The sequence below is a fragment of the Phyllobacterium sp. SL163 genome (assembly GCF_049896885.1).
GTDB classification, from domain to species: domain Bacteria; phylum Pseudomonadota; class Alphaproteobacteria; order Rhizobiales; family Rhizobiaceae; genus Phyllobacterium; species Phyllobacterium calauticae.
Genome location: NZ_JAFCVE010000003.1, coordinates 299065 through 318054, shown reverse-complemented (window position 1 = coordinate 318054; position 18990 = coordinate 299065). Strand labels below are relative to the sequence as shown.

The following is an 18990-nucleotide window of genomic DNA, read 5'->3' as shown; positions in this document are numbered from 1 at the left end:
GCCAGCCTCCACCGGCGCTTCATATCAGGTCGGGCGGGGTTCGAAACCGTCGGCTGTCTGGCGGATGGCATCGGCCAGCGCGTCGGCGGACTGTGCGCCCATGACTGCATATTTCTGATCCAGGATGAAGCAGGGCACACCGCGCACGCCGATCTGGTTGGCGGTGTCGATTTCCTGGCGCACGCCGACGCTGTCCGCATCGGTCGGCAGCAGGCTGGCGACGATGGCGCTGTCCATGCCACCTTCTTCAGCCGCCTCGATCAGCACCTGATGATCGCCGATGTTCTTTCCCTGTTCAAAATAATAGGAAAAGAGAATGCCGACGATCTTGTCCTGGATATCGGGACCGGCCTGCGAGGCCCAGCGGATCAGGCGATGCGCGTCCAGTGTATTGGGGGCAATCTCGATGGCCTCGAAGTCGAACTCGATGCCTTCTTCCTTGCCGAGCTCGATCAATTGCTGATGCACTTCAAAAATCCGGTCCGAGCTGCCGAATTTCTCAGTCATGTAGCGGTTGCGGTCCTTGCCCTGTTTCGGAAGCGTCGGGTCCAGCTGAAACGGACGCCAGTTGACCGTCACGTCCAGATCGGGATTGAGGGCGAGGGCGCTTTCCAGCCGCTTGCGGCCGACAAAGCACCAGGGGCAGACAACATCCGACACAACGTCGATGGTAAATTTCTTTTCGGTCATGATGTTCAACCTATCGTTTGTCAGACCACCACGTCTGAAGCTGGTAGCCGTTGAGAGATGTCTTGTCCGGGTGTTGCAGATGCGCCCAATAGGCAATCCATTGCTCGGGCTGGTAGTAAATTGGCACCATATAATGGCCGGAGATCAGCACTCTGTCGAGGGCGCGCACGATGCTGACAAATTCCGCCTGGCCGTGGACGGCAAGCATCTTGTCAATCAGCGCGTCGACAACCGGGTCGGCAACGCCGGCATAGTTGAAGCTGCCCTCGATGTTCTTCGATTGGCTGCCCCAGCGGGCATATTGTTCATATCCCGGCGAGAGGGACCCGGAATAGGCGCCAAGAATCACATCATAATCAAAGGTTTGCAGGCGTTTCTGATACTGCGCGTCATCGACCGTGCGGATCGTGACTGCGATACCCAGGCGCTCCAGTGTGCGCTTGTAGGCGATACCCAGCCGTTCCTCGGCCACGGAACGGGTCAAAATTTCGAAACTCAGCGGATTGCCGTTCGGGTCGAGCATCTGCTCGTCCTTGATCGCGTAACCGCGACTGACCAGCAGATCGTAGGCGCGTTTCATTTCCTTGCGGTCGCGGCCCGAGCCGTCCGTCGTGGCCGGCGTGTAGGTGCCATCCATGACTTCGGGAAGAACCGCGTCGGGGTACGGGGCAAGAATGGCGCGTTCGGTTGCATCGGCGGGCTTTCCGAGCGCCGACAATTCCGAGCCCTGCCAATAGCTGGCCAGGCGCTGATAGCGTCCGGCATAGAGGTTGCGGTTGGTCCACTCGAAATCGAACATCAGGGCGAGCGCCTCGCGGACATATCTGTCCTTGAACTCGTCGCGGCGGGTATTGAAGACAAACCCATAGACATTGGCGGGCGAATGGGTCTCAAACGTCTTTTTGACGACGCGCCCGTCATTGAAGGCGGGAAAGCCGTAGGAAGAAGCCCACTTGTTGGGGTCACCTTCCATGAACACGTCAAAAACACCCTTCTTGAATGCTTCGAACTGCGCCTGCAGATTGCGGAAATATTCGACCGTGATCACGTCGTAATTGTTGAAGCCGCGCCGGCTCGGCAAATCCGCCGCCCAGTAATTGGGATCGCGCTTGAAGACGATACGCTGCCCCGGCTGCACCTGCGACACCACATAGGGCCCGCTGCCAACCGGGATGGCAAGCGGCGACCGGTCAAAATTGTCAGCATCGATGGCATGCTTCGGCAAAACCGGCATCAGCGCGAGAATGAGGGGGAATTCCCGGTTGGCCTGATCATTGAACGTGATGCGCACGCCGTGCTCGCCGACCTGTTCGATCTTCGAGATCAGTTTCGTCCGCGTGTTGAAGGGCGGGCGCCCTTTCTCCGTCAGGAGATTGAAGGTGAAGATCACGTCATCCGGCGTGACGGGCTGGCCATCGGACCATTTGGCTTTCGGATTCAGCGTGAATTCAACGAATGTGCGTTCCTCGTTGGTCTCCACCTTTTCCGCCAGCAAGCCATACATGGTGAACGGCTCGTCGGCGCTGCGCTGCATCAGCGTTTCGTAGACCAGATTTCCAAATTCGGCATCGCCGAACGTGCCACGCGCATAGGTGCGCATGCTCTTGATCAGAAAGGGATTGAGACTGTCGAATGTGCCGACCACGCCATAGGTTATCGAGCCACCCTTGGGCGCATCGGGATTCACATAGGGGAAATAGGGGTAATCAGCGGGCAGGGCAGGCTCGCCGCGCATGGCGATTCCATGTTTTGGCTCGGCAAGAACCGCGCTTGTCATCGAACAAGTCATGGTCAGCAGGGCCAGAATCTGGAAACTTTTCTTCAGCATTGTCTCAACCTTATGGTCCCTTTGGCGGGATTTTCCTTTGATTCGCCCACGAGATTACCATCTCATGACGATTCTGCGGCCAAAGGGGTAATCATCTTCCTGAAATGACAACAGAGCTAGGGTCAAGACCCATTAATCTGGTCGAAATGGACCACATCCTGCGGACGCCGAAACGGCTGCAAGCTGCTGTGTCGAGCCGCTTGGCCCGGGGGAAAGACCCCGCCCTTCGCGTCTCTCAGAGCATGGTCCCGAAAAGTTGTTCGACTTTTCGGGCAAGACCATGCTCCAAATATCGACTTGCGCATGCGCCTTTCGGCCCGGCCTGAGGCCGGACCGGAACATGCGCGGCATCTTCTTGCCGTTTCAGGCGCCATTTCGATCATGTTAATGGGTCTTGACCCTAAAAGTAGTCTGGATTTGCATTAACATGCAGTGTAACACGGCGTTCGAGACGAAGGGTCACTCTGTTGCCTCATTTGGTAACCAATCCAGAGAAAGCAATTCTAAGTGATCAAGTTACACTTCGGATAAGTGCGCTGAAAGGAACCAGTTGACCATGTCCAACCCGAAGACATTCGCTGCAACCGCATCCATCGCGGGTGCAATTGCATTACTCGCCGCCGCGGCAGTACCAGCATCAGCCCAGCAGCAGAGAACGCCGCAGGGTTGGTTCAAGGTTTGCTCCAAGCAGGAAGAAAACGACATCTGCAACACGCAGAACATCGTGACCGCCGATAGCGGCCAGCTTCTGACTGCCGTCAACCTCATCGAAATCAAGGGCAAGGTCAATCGCAAGATTTTCCAGGTTTCCGTGCCGACCGGCCGTCTGATCGGTCCAGGCGTTGGACTGCAGATCAATGGCGGCAAGACCCAGAAGATCGATTTCGCCATCTGCTTCCCGGATCGCTGCATTTCGGAAGTCGCCATGTCGGATGAACTCGTCGCTGCCTTCAAGAAGGGCAATCAGCTGACGCTGACTTCGGTCAACTTCCAGAACAAGCCAAATCCGATCACCGTTGCGCTGACTGGTTTCAGCCAGGCGTTTGACGGCCCCGGCCTGCAGCAGTCGGAAATCGAAGATCGCCAGAAGACGCTTCAGGAAGAAGTCCAGAAGCGCCAGAAGGAATTCGAAGACAAGATGAAGGCCGAGCAGGCGAAGGCCAAGGCCGGAAACTGATCGAACCATCGACACGGAAAAGGGACGCTTTGGCGTCCCTTTTTTATTGTGGGGTTTCTCAGTTGATATGCGGACTTTTGACCCGGTAGACACCGTTTAGCGGCTTGTCGAACATGTCCTTGATCTGCGGATGCCGCAGGGGAACGCCGGATGTATCGGCGACAAGGTTCTGCTCGGAGACATAGGCCACATACTCGCTGTCGGCGTTCTCGGCAAAGAGATGGTAAAAGGGCTGGTCGCGGCTTGGCCGGATATCTTCGGGAATGGCTTGATACCATTCTTCGGTGTTGTTGAATTCAGGATCGACATCGAAAATTACGCCGCGAAAAGCGAATATCCGGTGGCTTACAACCTGCCCGATCTGAAATTTTGCGTGGCGTATTTGTTTCATCATCATCATTCATTATAGATATCAGAGACATACCTGTCTCCATCAAATCGTGCGAGCATCGATGGCGTCCTGCCATTTCCGGTCGCGTTCCCAACAGTCAAAGCTCGTCATGCTCAGCGTTTTCAATCTCGTTCTCCCATTTTTCGGCCTGATCTTTCTGGGATTCCTGGTTGCCCGCATCAGTCGTCAGCCGTTGGAAGCGTTGGGATGGATGAACGTTTTCATTGTCTATGTGGCGTTGCCGGCACTGTTTTTCCAGATCCTTTCAAAGACACCTGTCGCTGAGCTGACTCAGTGGGCCTTTATTATCGGCTGCACCGCATCAACACTTTGTGTTTTTCTGGTGATGTTCGGCTTTGCTTTTTTCAGAACGCGCAAAATAGACGAAAGCACCATTCAGGGCCTCGCCGCCGCCTATGGCAATATCGGTTATATGGGGCCGGGATTGGCCATCATGGCTTTCGGCGCACCCGCTGCCGTACCGGTTGCCCTGATCTTCTGTTTTGACAACACGCTGCATTTTGTCATGGCGCCCCTCATGATGGCGTTGTCCGGCAAAGACAAGCGCCGCCCGCATGAACTGGCGGTCAGTGTGCTCAAGAAGATCTTCCTGCACCCCTTCATCATCGCAACCATTCTGGGCGTCGCCGCCGCTGTCACCGGGTTCGAACCGCCTGCGTCCATCGACAAGCTCATTGATCTGCTGGCCAAGGCCGCCGCACCCTGTGCGCTCTTTGCCATGGGCGTCACCCTTGCCTTGCGCCCCCTGAAGCGGGTGCCGCCGGAACTCTATCTGATTGTCCCGATCAAGCTGGTTTTCCAGCCATTGCTTATCTACGGCATCCTTCACCTTGCTGGCGATTTCCCGCCGGTCTGGGTGTACACCGCCATGCTGCTGGCGGCGCTCCCGACGGCAACCAATGTTTTTGTCATTGCCCAGCAATATGGGGTCTGGGTCGAACGGGCTTCGAGCAGCATCCTGGCAACCACGCTGTTTTCAGTCGTGACCCTGACCCTGTGGCTTTACGTGATGACGCACGGCCTCATTCCCTGATAAGGAACTGCAGTCACCCGGCGAACGGTCGGGCCGTGGCCGTGTTGCCGGAGCGCTTTTGACCATAGATCGTGCGGAATTCATTCAGGCGCATATGCCTGTCATGGCTGTCCCGGCAGTTCCGGAAATTGTGCTCCACAGCGCCACGCCGGCGAGCGGATTGCGCCGCCTTATCGCCTCCGATGCCAATCCCGATCCCGAACCGCCATACTGGGCTTATCATTGGGCGGGTGGTGCAGTGCTCGCCCGTTATTTTCTCGATCACCCGGAGGTCGTGAAGGGGCAGCGCGTGCTGGATCTTGGATCGGGTTCAGGGATTGTTGGCATAGCGGCGGCAAAGGCAGGTGCGATCCATGTGACCGCCGCTGAAACAGACGGGAATGCCATTGCTGCGCAACAGCTCAATGCCGATCTCAACGGTGTCTGCTTATCGTCGATGCATGCGGATCTGACGGCTGGCCCGGTGATGGTTGTCGATCTGGTTGCTGTTGGCGATCTGTTTTACGCGCCCGACCTCGCGCAGCGTGTTCTGCTTTTCCTCGATCGCTGTCTTCTGGCGGGCGCCAAGGTTCTTATCGGCGATCCCGGCCGGGCACATCTTCCGCGCGAGCGGCTCCAGCTCATTGCGGAATATGCGGTGCCGGATTTCGGGCAAGTGACGGACGCAAAAGTGAATGCCGGTGTTTTTGAACTGATCTGAGGCGATGCCTGTAGGTTTTGTCTGCCGCAGCGCCTGTGTTTTCCAGACAATGCAGGCATGACCTTTGTGCGTGGTTCGACAAGCTCACCATGAGGGAGGTGGAGAGCTGCACGCCAATCGCGAACGTTGCAGAACACGGCTCCCTGCAATCCTCGCTTTCCCTCATGGTGAGCTTGTCGAACCACGCACAAAACGTGCTGCAGGCTTTTCGAGCGTTCCCGGACATGATGGCGTCTTTCCTTCCCAATGTGGGCTGTTTCGTCGCAGGAAGACGGCCCTTGTGGGCAAAGGCTTTCTGTGTACTATTGCGAATGATTTGCAATTGCGATTAGAGGTATTTCATGGATTCCTTGCGGCAGGCAGCCGATACGGACGAAGGCTGGCGGCGCGAACGGGGTGATGCATCGCTTTCGGATGTGCATCGCTCGGTTGCTGTCAGGACAGCGGGACCGGGTTGGCGCAGGGCCGCAGCCTTTGTGGGACCGGGCTATCTGGTTGCCGTGGGCTACATGGATCCGGGAAACTGGGCGACATCGCTCGCCGGCGGTTCGAAGTTCGGCTACACGCTGCTTGTCGTCGCGCTGGTCTCCAACATCATGGCCGTGGTCCTGCAGGCGCTTTGCGCGCGTCTGGCAATCGGATCGGGCAGGGACCTGGCGCAGGCCTGCCGCGATGCCTTTCCACGGCCGGTTGCCTATACGCTCTGGTTCATGGCGGAGCTTGCCATCATTGCCACGGACATTGCCGAAGTCATCGGCACCGCGATCGGTCTCAACCTGATTTTCGGCATCCCGCTTGAACTCGGCGTTCTCATCACCGCGCTCGACGTTTTCCTGATCCTCTATCTGCAAAAGCTTGGCTTCCGCTGGGTGGAAGCGCTGATCATCACGCTGCTGGGCGTGATTGCGCTGTGCTTCGGCATCCAGATTTTCCTCGCGGATCCCGATTGGGCCGCCGTGATCAAGGGATTTGCCCCGACAACGGAAATCGTCACCAACCCGGAAATGCTCTATCTCGCGCTTGGCATTCTCGGCGCGACGGTGATGCCGCACAATCTCTATCTGCACTCCGGCATCATCCAGACGCGCGACTACGGCCACACCACGCCGGAAAAGCGTCAGGCGCTGAAGTATGCCACGTGGGACTCCACCATTGCGCTGACCTTTGCCCTGGTCATCAACGCGGCGATCCTGATCCTTGCCGCCGCGACCTTCAACAAGACGGGGCGGACCGAAGTGGCGGAACTCGGCGAGGCGCATTCACTGCTTGCGCCGCTCCTCGGCTGGGGTTTCGCCCCGACCCTGTTCGGTATCGCCTTGCTGTGCTGCGGCATCAACTCGACGGTGACGGCGACGCTGGCCGGACAGATCGTGATGGAAGGCTTTTTGAAAATCAGGCTGGCGCCCTGGCTGCGCCGGTTGATCACCCGTGCCATTGCCATTGTTCCAGCGGGGGCGGTGACCGTCTGGTACGGCGACAGCGGAACGGCCAAGCTTTTGATCCTGACACAGGTCGTGCTCAGTCTTCAGCTGTCCTTCGCCGTGTTCCCGCTGGTTATCTTCACCGCCAGCAAGACCAAAATGGGTGTGCTGGTCTCGCCGAAATGGCTCACGGTGCTTGCCATGATCATTGCGGTGGTGATTGCCGTGCTGAACATCAAGCTGCTGCTGGACTTTGTTCTCGTTTAGGCGCGCTTTCCTTCCCGGCGCGGCCAGCGAAAGCCGCTGCCGGGGCGCAGACCCTCACGCATGAGAAAACTTCGCAGCGGCGAGAAGGTACGGAGCAGTTCCAGGCCGCCGCTGCGCACCATCTGCACGGGCAGGAAATCCGACAGCAATGACCGGTTCAGCGCGTCGACCGCGCCGGTGCGGGCGATGATATCGGGGCTGCGCTTGCGGTTATAGGCTGAAACAACCGGCGTGGCGCCAAGATCGCTGCCATCGGACGGCAGGGTATCAAGCAGTGTTTCCACATCCCGGACGCCGAGATTGAGTCCCTGCGCGCCGATGGGCGGAAACACATGCGCCGATTCGCCCGCCAGAAACACGCGGTTGCGGGCAAAGGCGTTGGGGACAAGGCCGGACAGCGGCCAGGCCTGTGCTTCGACATCGATGGTGACGGCGCCGAGCATGGACTGCATGCGTTCCTCGACGCGGACCGCCAGCTGTTCCGCATTCAGGTCCAGAAGTTCCGCCGCATGGGCGGGTGTCGTCACCCAGACGAGGCTTGACCGTGTCCCCGCAAGCGGCACCTGCGTGAACGGGCCATGCTCCGTGTGAAATTCCGTTGAAATATCATGATGATCGCGCGTGTGGCTGAAGCTGAGCACCACCGCAGTCTGGTTGTACTGCCAGGTGCGCGCGGAGATGCCCGCTGCTTCCCGGGCCAGGGACGAGCGGCCATCGGCGGCAATAACGATGTTGGCGGTGAACACCGAACCATCACTGGCTTCGACCGCCATGGCATTGTCCACCAGATGATAGTGGGTTGCCGACGCGGCGACATGGCGGACCGGCGATTGCTTCAGCGCATTGCTGAGCGTTTTGGTGAGCGCGGCATTGGGGATGTTGTAGCCAAAGGCGTCTTCGTCGATCTCGGAGGCTTCGAACGTCACCACAGGGCTTCTGACCAGCCGGTTGGTGCCATCGAGAATGCGCATGGATCCGATGGGCGCAGCATGTGGCGCAATGCTATCCCAGAGACCGATACGCTGGAGAAAACGGATGGCGGGCATCATCAGAGCCGTCGTGCGCTTGTCTGTGCCGGTGGGGATAACGCCGAGACTGACGACGTTTTCAAGGTGCTGACCAAGGGCAATGGCGGCAATCAGGCCGACATGACCGGTTCCTGCAACAACAATGGGATCCGTTCGGGTGCTGGTCATCATCTGTCTCCGCTTCCAAGCCGTTTTGGCTTTCAACAGTTTATATCAGGAACATTGCTTGCGCTTTGGGTCGTTTTCAAGAAAAGCTGCTCGCAAATCGTTTGTCCTTGGTAACATATAGCGACAAGCGGATCAGTATCATGCAGCAGATTGGCGCGGACCGTGAAAAAACCAACTTTGCCCCGGGGCGTTAAACCCAAAAAAGTGACGGCACCACAAGCCAAGGCCTTCTCGGTGCATTTGCTGACCGCCTCCGGTTCCTTCCTGGCGTTCCTCTCGGTGGTTGCGGCCAGCGAAGGAAGCTGGACGGCCATGTTCTGGTGGCTGGGGCTGGCGTTGTTCGTTGACGGTATCGATGGGCCGATCGCGCGCAAGCTCGAAGTCAAATATGTGCTGCCCAACTGGTCGGGCGAGTTGCTCGACAACATCATCGACTACATGACCTATGTGCTCATCCCGGCCTTCGCGCTGTATCAGCGCGGCTTCATGGGTGAAGGCCTGTCCTTTCTGGCGGCGGCAATCATCGTCGTATCCAGTGCGATCTACTATGCCGATACGGGCATGAAGACGAAGGAAAACTTCTTCAAGGGCTTTCCGGTCGTCTGGAACATGCTGGTGTTCACCCTGTTCATCGTCAAGCCCGGCGAATGGGTGGCATTTGCCATTGTCCTCGGTGCCGCCATCGTTTCGTTCCTGCCGATCTATTTCCTGCACCCGGTGCGCGTGCAGCGCCTGCGGCCGCTGAATCTCACGATTTTCTTCCTGTGGTGCGCTTTCGGCGTGCTTTCGCTGTACCAGCATCTGGATTCGCCCCTCTGGGTGCGGGTCGGTATTTCGGTCACAGGTATCTACCTGTTCCTCATCGGGGCGGTGATGCAGGCATTTCCCAATCTTGGACGGACGGAGAAGGCATGATGGTCAAGGCAATTCGTATTCATCAGACGGGTGGTCCTGAAGCGCTGGTCTATGAAGATGTTACCGTCGGTGAGCCAGGCCCCGGCGAAGTGCGTATGCGCAATGAGGCCATCGGTCTGAATTTCATCGATGTCTATTTCCGCACCGGCCTCTATCCGTCGCCCGGCGGTCTGCCGCTCATTCCGGGCAATGAGGGCGCGGGCGTCGTGCTCAGCGTCGGTCCTGGTGTTACCGATGTGAAGCCGGGTGACCGCGTCGCCTATGTCAATCCGATCGGCGCCTATGCGGAGGAACGCATCATGCCGGCCGACCGGCTCGTCAAGGTCCCGGACTCCATTTCCTTCCAGCAGGCCGGTTCGATGATGCTGAAGGGCATGACGGCCTATTACCTCCTGCGGGAAACCTTTCCGGTCAAGAAAGGCGACACGATCCTGTTTCATGCGGCTGCCGGCGGTGTCGGGCTGATAGCCGGCCAATGGGCCAAGCATCTCGGCGCGACCGTCATCGGCACTGCCGGTTCGGACGAGAAGGTAAAACTCGCGCTCGAGAACGGTTTCGACCATGTCATCAACTATCGCACCGAGAACTTTGTCGAACGGGTGAAGGAAATTACCGGCGGAAGGGGTGTCGACGTGGTCTACGATTCCGTCGGCAAGGATACATTCGACGGGTCGCTGGACTGTCTGCGTCCGCGCGGCATGCTCGTCTGCTTTGGCCAGTCATCCGGTCCGGTTGCGCCATTCGATCTCGGCATCCTGTCGCGCAAGGGCTCCCTCTACCTGACGCGGCCGACATTGTTCGTCTATGTCGCGGCGCGGGCTGCGCTTGAAAATGCAGCGCGTGCGCTTTTTGACCAGGTGGAAAGCGGTGTGGTGCGCATCGATATCGGTCAGACCTATGCCCTCAAGGACGCGGCGACGGCGCATCGCGATCTTGAAGCGCGCAAAACGACCGGGACTACGGTGCTTATTCCTTAAGCCGCTGAAAATGATGCTCGAATAATGTGCGCAAAAGGCCGCAACCTCTGGTTTTGCACTTCCCAAATCGATGCTGCCCGACATAGGATCGGAAATGGTTAGGGGCACCTCAGAATAATCGTCCTGGGCCGTGGGGAACTATGACAAGCATAAGCGATAAGAACGGGGCTGGGCATCCACTTCTGGAAGCAACCGGGCTCACCAAAATTTTCGGCTCTCTGAAAGCCTGCGACGGGATCGACCTGACAATCGGCACCGGAGAAATTCACGCCCTCCTAGGGGAAAACGGCGCTGGCAAATCCACGCTGGTCAAAATGCTGTTCGGCGCGCTGCAGCCGACTTCAGGTGAGATCGGCTGGAAGGGCAAAGCGGTTGCGGTCGCCAATCCGGCAATGGCAAGATCGCTCGGCATCGGCATGGTTTTCCAGCACTTTTCGCTTTTCGATGCCTTGACTGCCGCCGAGAACATCGCGCTGTCGCTCGACGAGAAAACCGACCTCAACACCATCGCCGCAAAGGCGCGGGACATCGGCCGGACCTATGGTCTGCCGGTTGATCCCGATGCGCTGGTCGGCGATCTCTCCGTTGGCGAGCGCCAGCGTATCGAGATTATCCGCTGCCTGCTGCAAAATCCCGACCTGATCATTCTCGACGAACCGACATCGGTGCTGACGCCGCAGGAAGCCGACCTGTTGTTTGTCACGCTGGAGCGGTTGAAATCGGAGGGAAAATCGATCCTCTATATCAGCCACAGGCTGGAAGAGGTGCGGCGGCTGTGCGACCGGGCCACGGTGCTGCGCCACGGCAAGGTTGTCGGCCAGTGCGATCCGCGCCAGGAAACCGCAAGTTCTCTGGCGCGCATGATGGTTGGCAGCGACATCCACGTCATCGAACGCCGCCCGAACGCGGCGCCAGCAACCCAATCGGCACTGATTGAAGTCAACGGCCTGTCGCAGAAGCCGCGCGGCCCGTTTTCCGTGCCGCTGCATGATATCCGGCTGGCCGTCAATCCGGGTGAAATTCTTGGCATTGCCGGTGTCGCCGGCAACGGACAGGGCGAACTGTTCGAAGCCATATCCGGCGAAGTGCTGCAGGAACGGCCGGACATTGTCCGTATTCGCGGCAGGGACACCGGACGATCCGGTATCTCCGCGCGGCGCAGGCTGGGCGCGGCCTTTGTGCCGGAGGAGCGTCTTGGGCATGGTGCGGTTCCCAATATGTCGCTGACCGACAATCTGCTGTTGTCGCGCTACGCCACCGATGGAAAAGTCTTCCTCGGCGGCGGCCTGTTGCGGCTGCTGCAGCAATCCAGCCTTGCCGTTGCGGCAAAGCGGATCGTCGCACAGATGGATGTTCGTAAAAGTGCGGAAAACCCAGATGCATCAGCGCTTTCCGGCGGAAACCTCCAGAAGTTTCTGATCGGGCGCGAGCTGGACCGCAATCCATCGGTTCTGGTGGTCAACCAGCCGACCTGGGGCGTCGACGCCGGCGCGGCCGCCCATATCCGGCAGGCGCTCGTCGATCTTGCGCGCAGCGGTTCCGCCGTGATCGTGATCAGCCAGGATCTCGATGAACTCTTTGAAATCTCCGACCGGATTGCCGCCATGGTGCATGGGCGCCTGTCGCAATCGGTCCCGATTGAAGCGATGAACATGGAACGTGTCGGTTTGATGATGGGCGGTGCCGATACCGCGTCGGCCCATGCAAGTGCAGGGGCGGCCTGATGCGTGTCGAATTGGTCAGACGTCCGCAACATTCAGCGCTGTTCAGTGCGCTGTCGCCGTTCATCGCCCTGTTCCTCACGCTGATTGCCGGCGCCATCCTGTTTGCGCTGCTTGGCAAGAACCCGGTTTCGGCGCTCTATTCCTATTTCATCGAGCCGCTGACCGAGATCTGGTCGTGGCATGAGCTGCTGGTGAAGGCAGCGCCGCTGATCCTGATCGCCGTGGGGCTCTCCGTCTGCTTCCTTTCCAACAACTGGAATATCGGTGCCGAGGGGCAATTGATTATGGGCGGGATCGCCGGATCGATCCTGCCGGTGGTTTTTCCGGATTTTCAGGGCTGGTATGTCCTGCCGATGATGCTGCTGCTGGGCATGGCGGGCGGGATGGCCTATGCGACCATCCCGGCATTCCTCAAGGTGCGGTTCAACACCAACGAGATTCTGACGAGCCTGATGCTGGTCTATGTGGCGCAGCTGTTCCTCGACTGGATCGTGCGCGGCCCTTGGCGCAACCCGCAGGGTTTCAACTTCCCCGAAACGGTGCAGTTCAATTCCAGTGCCATCCTTCCCGAGATATGGGCTTCTTCAGGCCGGGCGCATTGGGGATTTGTTCTGGCGATTGTCGCCGCACTCCTTGTCTGGTTCATGCTGGCGCGCACGCTGAACGGCTTTGAAATCAAGGTGCTGGGGCGCAGCGCGCGGGCAGGGCGTTTTGCCGGTTTCAGCGCCGGGCGCCTGACATTCTTCGCGTTCCTCGTCTCCGGGGCGCTGGCGGGGCTTGCCGGGATTGCCGAGGTTTCCGGTGCAGTCGGCCAATTGCGCACGACGATCTCGCCCGGCTACGGCTTCACCGCCATCATCGTTGCCTTCCTTGGCCGTCTCAATCCGCTTGGCATTGTCGCCGCAGGGCTGGTTCTGGCGCTGTCCTATCTGGGCGGTGAAGCGGCGCAGGTTTCACTCGGCATTTCCGAGAAATCGGCGCGCATCTTCCAGGGCATCATCCTGTTCTTCGTGCTGGCGAGCGACACGCTCATCTATTACCGCATCCGCTTCGTCACCCGGCACAGCGACGCCGCAGCAAAGGGGGCATGACATGGGTATGTTCGAAGCCATTCTCCTGACGGTTGCCACGGCCGCAACGCCCTTGCTGATCGCTGCCATGGGCGAACTTGTCGTGGAACGCTCCGGCGTACTCAATCTCGGCGTCGAAGGCATGATGATCATGGGTGCTGTTGCCGGCTTCGGCGTTGCGCAGCTCACCGGATCGGCGTGGCTCGGCATGTTCGCAGCCATTCTGGCCGGGGCTGCCTTTTCGCTGCTGTTCGGTTTCCTGACGCTGACGCTGGTGACCAATCAGGTGGCAACGGGCCTGGCTTTGACGCTGCTCGGGCTGGGCGCTTCCGCCATGATCGGCGAGAGTTTTGTCGGGCTGCCCGGCGTGCGGATGCAATCCCTGAATATTCCGGTGCTGACGGATTTACCGGTCGTCGGGAAATTCCTGTTCGGACAGGATCCGATTTTCTATATGTCGATCCTTCTGACCATCGGCGTCACATGGTTCCTGTTCCGCACCCGTGCCGGACTGACATTGCGCGCCGTCGGTGACAATCATACCTCGGCGCATGCGCTTGGCGTGCGGGTTATTCGGGTGCGTTATCTCGCCGTGATGTTCGGGGGTGCTTGCGCCGGGCTCGCCGGTGCGCAACTATCGCTCGTCTATGTGCCGCAATGGGTGGAAAACATGACGTCGGGCCGGGGATGGATCGCGCTTGCACTGGTGGTGTTCGCCTCGTGGCGGCCATGGCGGATTCTTGCGGGCGCCTACCTCTTCGGCGCTGTCACCATCGGCCAGCTGCACGCCCAGGCGCTTGGCATCGGCATACCCTCACAGTTCATGTCGTCGCTGCCTTATCTGGCAACGATTATCGTGCTTGTTCTGATTTCGCGGAACAAGCGGCTGACCCTGATGAATACGCCGACATCCCTCGGCAAACCCTTCGTGCCCGACCGCTGAGCAGCCGGGCGAGAATAAAAGACAAGGCTTTTGGTTTAACAGAGAGGTGAACACGAATGAAAAAACTGCTTATGGCGCTGTCCATGGCTGCCAGCTTTGCCGTTGCGGGCGCGGCCCATGCCGAAGACAAACTGAAGGTCGGCTTCATCTATATCGGACCGCCCGGTGATTTCGGCTGGACCTACCAGCACGATCAGGGCCGCAAGGAAATGGAAAAGGCGCTTGGCGACAAGGTCGAGACAACCTTCCTCGAAAGCGTGCCTGAAGGCGCCGATGCCGAGCGCTCCATCGAGCGTCTGGCGCGTGCCGGCAACAAGCTGATCTTCACGACCTCATTCGGCTACATGGATGCGACGATCAAGGTTGCGCAGAAGTTCCCGAATGTGAAGTTCGAACACGCGACCGGCTACAAGACTGCCGACAATGTTGCCGTGTACAATTCGCGCTTCTATGAAGGCCGCTACGTACAGGGCGTGATTGCCGCCAAGCTGTCCAAGGTTGGCGTTGCCGGTTATATCGGTTCATTCCCGATCCCCGAAGTGGTGCAGGGCATCAACTCCTTCATGCTGGGTGCGCAGTCGGTCAACCCGAACTTCAAGGTCAAGGTGATCTGGGCCAATGCCTGGTTCGATCCGGGCAAGGAAGCCGATGCCGCCAAGGCTCTGGTCGACCAGGGCGTCGATATCATCACCCAGCATACGGATTCGACCGCGCCGATGCAGGTTGCGGCGGAACGCAAGATCAAGGCATTCGGCCAGGCTTCCGACATGATCAAGTTCGGCCCGGAAACCCAGTTGACCGCCATCGTCGACAATTGGGGCCCTTACTACATCGAACGGGCCAAGGCCGTGATCGATGGCACATGGAAGACCCACAATGTTTTCCACGGCATGCATGAAAACCTCGTGGTCATGGCGCCCTACACCAACATGCCTGACGATGTGAAGAAGCTGGCCGAGGAAACCCAGGCCAAGATCACATCCGGTGCGTTGAAGCCCTTCACCGGTCCGGTCAAGAAGCAGGACGGCTCCGAATGGCTGAAGGCTGGTGAAACCGCCGACGACAAGACCATTCTCGGCATGAACTTCTACGTTGCCGGCGTGGACGACAAGCTGCCGAAATAAGGTTTGCCGCGATACAAAAGGAAAGGGCGCCCATGGGCGCCCTTTTTTGTGAATGCGATGGGCCGCTTATTCGGCGGAGTCGGCTGGCGCCGCATTGAGCTGACCATAATTCTCGACGCCGATGCGCTTGAGAAGGTCGAGCTGGGTCTCGAGGAAATCGATGTGGCCTTCCTCGTCCTTCAGAAGCTCGTCAAAGAGTTCCTTGGTGACGTAGTCGCCCACTTCCGCGCAGATCTCACGCGACTTCTTGTACGACTTCACAGCGTCATATTCGCCGGCCAGATCGGCTTCCAGAACTTCCTTGATGTTCTGGCCGATGCGCAGGGCGCCGATGGACTGCAGGTTTGGATGGCCTTCGAGGAAGATGATGCGCTCGATGATCTTGTCAGCGTGCTGCATTTCCTCGATGGATTCGGCGCGCTCCTTCTTGGCGAGCAGCTTGTAACCCCAATCGTCCAGCAGGCGATAATGCAACCAATACTGGTTGACCGCTCCCAATTCGAGGAAAAGTGCCTCGTTAAGCCGCTCGATGACCTTTTTGTCGCCTTTCATGCCGTGAACTCCCGTATTCGTGACGCAATGCCCGCACACGATCGATAAACGAGACAGCATCAGAATCGTTTGAACCGTGGCGGAGGTGATATTCTTCCGTCACCTTTATGATGGTTTCAACGACGTTTGGGAAGCAGCCACAGCAGCGGCCACGCTTCTGCATGGCATGGTAGACTTTTGCCGGGACAATCAGTTGCCACGGGTCAGCATCGAGAAGTTCAGTGATAGTATTCTCGATTTCTTTCTGGGTGATGATATTGCAATGACATACAAGCATGTTGTCTAAGCGCCACATTCATAAGAATAAATACCCGAAAATCCTGACAGTTTTACAATGTCAGAACTTCTCCTAGTGACAGGACGGGTGGCGCTTTGCAGAAATTGGCCCGGAAACATTGTTCCGCAACCTGGAAATACTTTCGAACCAGACAAGGGTTCCTCCAATCGCAAGGGTTCAAGGCCCTAACATTAAAGGTCATGCGTTATTCGCAATACTGATCCTATAAGACTGGTTTGTCCGAATTCTGTCAAATGCCGGCCGCTGAATATGCCGTGATATCAATAGCTTGGAATAATTCTAAACTGGGAAAATAACATAACCAATTCAATCATATTTCGTCGATTTTGCCGTCCTGACCGGCAAAAAGCATCGCCGGCTACGCATGTGTCAAAACGTCTCATTTGTCGCAAAAAGACTAAATCAGGCGCCCTCGACCACGGAAAACCCCTCGAATTGCGGGTGTCCGATGTAACTCGGCTTGGTATCGCCCGCATTGCGATGCGCAGCACGAAAATGTTCGGACTGAGTCCATGCGGTGAAATCCGCCTGGGTCCGCCACACGGTGTGTGATGCATAGAGGGTGTAATTCTCTTCCTCGTTCCGGGCGCCGCGCAGCAGGTGGAATTCGACAAAGCCGGGCACCGAGGACAGCCGGGAGTCGCGTGACTTCCACACGGTTTCAAACGCGTCTTCGGAGCCCGACTGAACCTTGAAACGATTCATGGCGATATACATGGCGCAACTCCATTCATACGGATTGTGATTGGCGACCGATCCCGGGGCCGGTCACCCAAGAGAATTCTGTCAGCTCGCCGTGGCGAGGCGGGGTGCCAGATTGTCGATGCCGAGGAGGGCGCGCACGTCTCTCGTCTTGACGATATCATCGATGGAATACTGGGCGAGCACCTCGAAGAAGGCATTCAATGCCTTGCGCAAGGCGGCATTCAAACCGCAGCTGTCAATCAAGGGGCATTCCGCGGCATCGTTCTCAAAGCACTCTGCCATGGCAAAGTTTTCTTCGGTCACGCGCACCACGTCGAAAAGGGTGATGTCCTTGGCAGGCTTGCCGAGTTTCACGCCGCCATTGCGACCGCGTACGGTTTCAATGAAACCGTTTTCAACGAGCGGCTGCAGGATTTTAAACAGGAAAAGTTCCGAGACTGTGTAGGCGTGCGCAATTTCGGCGATCCGGCTCAGATTGCCATCATTGGCGGCACAATACATCAGAATACGAATGGCATAATTGGTCTGTCTGGTCAGTCGCATGGGAATATCTCTCTCAACCCGAAATCAGGTCATGCTATGGGAACGAGACGCTACTTTAGAATTATTCTTGATAAAGTAAATAATAATATGAACCTAAGTTTCATATTTTCCAATGGTGCATTGGAAGGCCGGGTCAGGCGTGATCAGCGAACCAGAACGACGATCGATGCCGTAATGAAAGCAGCAGCCACAAGCAGCAGGAAACCATAGACACGCGGCTTGTCAAACAGAACGGCAAATCCGGCGGCCCAGACAACAATGGCAGCGGCCAATGCGTAGAGAAATCCGGCTTTATGGACCCATGCGATATGGACGGCCATCAGGCCGCCAATGATAAGGGCACCGAATACGACCATCAAAGCCAGTGCGTATTTCTCGAAATTGTCCATTCAGGCAGCTCGCTCTCAACACCCCATCCTGGAATCGAAGGGGCTCAGTCTCAATGTAAAACCTCATCCAACCCGATCAAGGCTGTATTCCTGTCTTTCATAGATGTTCCGTCCCACGGGTGCAACAGATGACACACTAAAGTCTCGCCATAAGGGTGCGGCTGATGCAAAAAGACAATAAAAAAGGCCGGGAATTCCCGACCTTTCCGAATTCGGCTCGACACCAGTGCCAGTACATCCGTGGTCAAAGACGGAGCCGAATTTCTGCAGCTGATGTAGGTGGCCGCATTGCCCATTTCAAGGGCAGGGCATTTACCGGCGATAAGCGCTCAAACCGGCGAGCAGACCGATCCCGGCAATTGCTGAGATAACAGCAACCGTGATCAGGGGATTTTCCTTGGCCTTGTCTGCCACGACCTGTGCTTCATCACCGACGAACCGCGCGGCTTTGCGGCCATGCCGCCTGACCGAACGGTAGGTCGCGTTCGCCTGGTCGAGCAGATCATAACCCTGGTCGGACAGGGATTGGGTTATCCCTGAAAGCTCCTTGCGCAATGCGGCGATCTGGCTTTCCAGATCCTCTTCGGCTGCGTCACGGGCTTTGGATATATTCGTTGCCATTCCGGAATTCCTTTCATCGATACAGGGGAATAACGGTGGCGGCAGCATTTGGTTCCAGAAAGCCCGCTCGGCAGACAGACAGGCGCGGCCCGTCAGTTCCAGCAGCCGTGCGATTGTCCATTGAGATTATGGGAATCGATGTCTATTCCGGCCGAGAAATCATTGCGGGCGAGGTAGACGGCTGTTTCCGGCTTGATGCGGATCTTGTTCCAGCCGGCACAACTGGTTGGACCGGACGCTTTCGATGTCTCATCCATCCAGCGCATGGCACCGCAATTGCTGATGGTCAAAAGACAGGGCAAAAGCATGGCCAGTGCCAGTTTGTTTTTCACAGGAAACCTTCTTGTAGCCGCGGCAGGGACAGAGAATGAAAAAGTGCTGGAATTGTTCATCGCATATTTCGAT

General features: G+C 57.7%; 21 protein-coding genes. 10 read left to right on the top strand and 11 right to left on the bottom strand.

The features are described 5' to 3' along the window. Positions 1-24: 24 nt before the first annotated feature. Both ACP7B1_RS08385 and ACP7B1_RS08380 read right to left on the bottom strand, forming a co-directional pair. The gene (locus ACP7B1_RS08385) at positions 25-690 is read right to left on the bottom strand and encodes a DsbA family oxidoreductase (protein WP_105733124.1); all 666 of its coding nucleotides are present in this window, start codon (positions 688-690) and stop codon (positions 25-27) included. A gap of 10 nt (positions 691-700) precedes the next feature. Further along, positions 701-2479, bottom strand: a complete 1779-nt coding sequence (locus ACP7B1_RS08380; protein WP_346307047.1) for an extracellular solute-binding protein — start codon at positions 2477-2479, stop codon at positions 701-703. Positions 2480-3074: 595 nt separating this feature from the next. On the opposite strand from ACP7B1_RS08380, the gene ACP7B1_RS08375 reads away from it, so the two are divergent. Beyond that, on the top strand, positions 3075-3695 hold the full coding sequence (locus tag ACP7B1_RS08375) for an invasion associated locus B family protein (RefSeq protein WP_223613314.1): 621 nt from the start codon (positions 3075-3077) through the stop codon (positions 3693-3695). 58 nt (positions 3696-3753) lie between these two features. On the opposite strand, the gene hspQ is transcribed toward ACP7B1_RS08375, so the two are convergent. Beyond that, positions 3754-4092 (bottom strand): heat shock protein HspQ, encoded by a 339-nt coding sequence (gene hspQ, locus ACP7B1_RS08370; protein ID WP_346307019.1) that lies wholly within the window; start codon positions 4090-4092, stop codon positions 3754-3756. A gap of 103 nt (positions 4093-4195) precedes the next feature. On the opposite strand from hspQ, the gene ACP7B1_RS08365 reads away from it, so the two are divergent. The 3 genes from ACP7B1_RS08365 (at position 4196) to ACP7B1_RS08355 (ending at position 7528) form a co-directional block, all read left to right on the top strand. Continuing rightward, positions 4196-5140: an AEC family transporter gene (locus ACP7B1_RS08365; protein ID WP_346307020.1), complete on the top strand. Its 945-nt coding sequence runs from the start codon at positions 4196-4198 to the stop codon at positions 5138-5140. Positions 5141-5198: 58 nt separating this feature from the next. Next, the gene (locus ACP7B1_RS08360) at positions 5199-5840 is read left to right on the top strand and encodes a class I SAM-dependent methyltransferase (RefSeq protein ID WP_346307021.1); all 642 of its coding nucleotides are present in this window, start codon (positions 5199-5201) and stop codon (positions 5838-5840) included. A gap of 341 nt (positions 5841-6181) precedes the next feature. Further along, positions 6182-7528: an Nramp family divalent metal transporter gene (locus ACP7B1_RS08355; RefSeq protein ID WP_346307022.1), complete on the top strand. Its 1347-nt coding sequence runs from the start codon at positions 6182-6184 to the stop codon at positions 7526-7528. Here the strand turns inward: ACP7B1_RS08355 and ACP7B1_RS08350 are convergent. Continuing rightward, positions 7525-8724 carry a UbiH/UbiF family hydroxylase gene (locus tag ACP7B1_RS08350; protein ID WP_346307023.1) on the bottom strand — a complete coding sequence of 400 codons (1200 nt, stop codon included), beginning with the start codon at positions 8722-8724 and terminating at the stop codon, positions 7525-7527. The genes ACP7B1_RS08355 and ACP7B1_RS08350 overlap by 4 nt on opposite strands. Positions 8725-8886: 162 nt before the next feature. Between ACP7B1_RS08350 and pcsA the strand changes: the two genes are divergently transcribed. From pcsA to ACP7B1_RS08320, 6 genes are all read left to right on the top strand, one after another. After that, complete coding sequence (pcsA, locus tag ACP7B1_RS08345; RefSeq protein ID WP_223613318.1) at positions 8887-9639, top strand: phosphatidylcholine synthase; 753 nt, start codon at positions 8887-8889, stop codon at positions 9637-9639. Further along, complete coding sequence (locus ACP7B1_RS08340) at positions 9639-10616, top strand: quinone oxidoreductase (RefSeq protein ID WP_346307048.1); 978 nt, start codon at positions 9639-9641, stop codon at positions 10614-10616. The genes pcsA and ACP7B1_RS08340 overlap by 1 nt, the downstream gene beginning before the upstream one ends. A 140-nt stretch (positions 10617-10756) precedes the next feature. Beyond that, on the top strand, positions 10757-12340 hold the full coding sequence (locus tag ACP7B1_RS08335) for an ABC transporter ATP-binding protein (protein ID WP_346307024.1): 1584 nt from the start codon (positions 10757-10759) through the stop codon (positions 12338-12340). Continuing rightward, positions 12340-13431 carry an ABC transporter permease gene (locus tag ACP7B1_RS08330; RefSeq protein ID WP_346307025.1) on the top strand — a complete coding sequence of 364 codons (1092 nt, stop codon included), beginning with the start codon at positions 12340-12342 and terminating at the stop codon, positions 13429-13431. The genes ACP7B1_RS08335 and ACP7B1_RS08330 overlap by 1 nt, the downstream gene beginning before the upstream one ends. 1 nt (position 13432) lies before the next feature. Continuing rightward, the gene (locus tag ACP7B1_RS08325; protein ID WP_223613321.1) at positions 13433-14353 is read left to right on the top strand and encodes an ABC transporter permease; all 921 of its coding nucleotides are present in this window, start codon (positions 13433-13435) and stop codon (positions 14351-14353) included. Between the two features lie 56 nt (positions 14354-14409). Further along, positions 14410-15477, top strand: a complete 1068-nt coding sequence (locus ACP7B1_RS08320) for a BMP family ABC transporter substrate-binding protein (RefSeq protein ID WP_288191553.1) — start codon at positions 14410-14412, stop codon at positions 15475-15477. Between the two features lie 66 nt (positions 15478-15543). Here the strand turns inward: ACP7B1_RS08320 and bfr are convergent, their stop codons facing one another. From bfr to ACP7B1_RS08285, 7 genes are all read right to left on the bottom strand, one after another. Further along, on the bottom strand, positions 15544-16029 hold the full coding sequence (gene bfr, locus ACP7B1_RS08315; RefSeq protein WP_346307026.1) for a bacterioferritin: 486 nt from the start codon (positions 16027-16029) through the stop codon (positions 15544-15546). Next, the gene (locus ACP7B1_RS08310; RefSeq protein WP_223613323.1) at positions 15995-16306 is read right to left on the bottom strand and encodes a (2Fe-2S)-binding protein; all 312 of its coding nucleotides are present in this window, start codon (positions 16304-16306) and stop codon (positions 15995-15997) included. The genes bfr and ACP7B1_RS08310 overlap by 35 nt, the downstream gene beginning before the upstream one ends. 423 nt (positions 16307-16729) lie before the next feature. Then, a complete protein-coding gene (locus ACP7B1_RS08305) occupies positions 16730-17044 on the bottom strand; it encodes an antibiotic biosynthesis monooxygenase family protein (RefSeq protein ID WP_288191552.1) in 315 nt (104 codons plus the stop codon). 69 nt (positions 17045-17113) lie between these two features. Continuing rightward, the gene (rirA, locus tag ACP7B1_RS08300; protein WP_223613325.1) at positions 17114-17575 is read right to left on the bottom strand and encodes an iron-responsive transcriptional regulator RirA; all 462 of its coding nucleotides are present in this window, start codon (positions 17573-17575) and stop codon (positions 17114-17116) included. A 143-nt stretch (positions 17576-17718) separates the two neighbouring features. Then, a complete protein-coding gene (locus tag ACP7B1_RS08295; protein WP_105732755.1) occupies positions 17719-17964 on the bottom strand; it encodes a hypothetical protein in 246 nt (81 codons plus the stop codon). Positions 17965-18276: 312 nt separating this feature from the next. Next, positions 18277-18585, bottom strand: a complete 309-nt coding sequence (locus tag ACP7B1_RS08290) for a hypothetical protein (RefSeq protein WP_346307028.1) — start codon at positions 18583-18585, stop codon at positions 18277-18279. A 92-nt stretch (positions 18586-18677) separates the two neighbouring features. Next, positions 18678-18917, bottom strand: coding sequence for a hypothetical protein (locus tag ACP7B1_RS08285; RefSeq protein ID WP_346307029.1), 240 nt, complete (start codon positions 18915-18917; stop codon positions 18678-18680). Between the last annotated feature and the right edge of the window lie 73 nt (positions 18918-18990).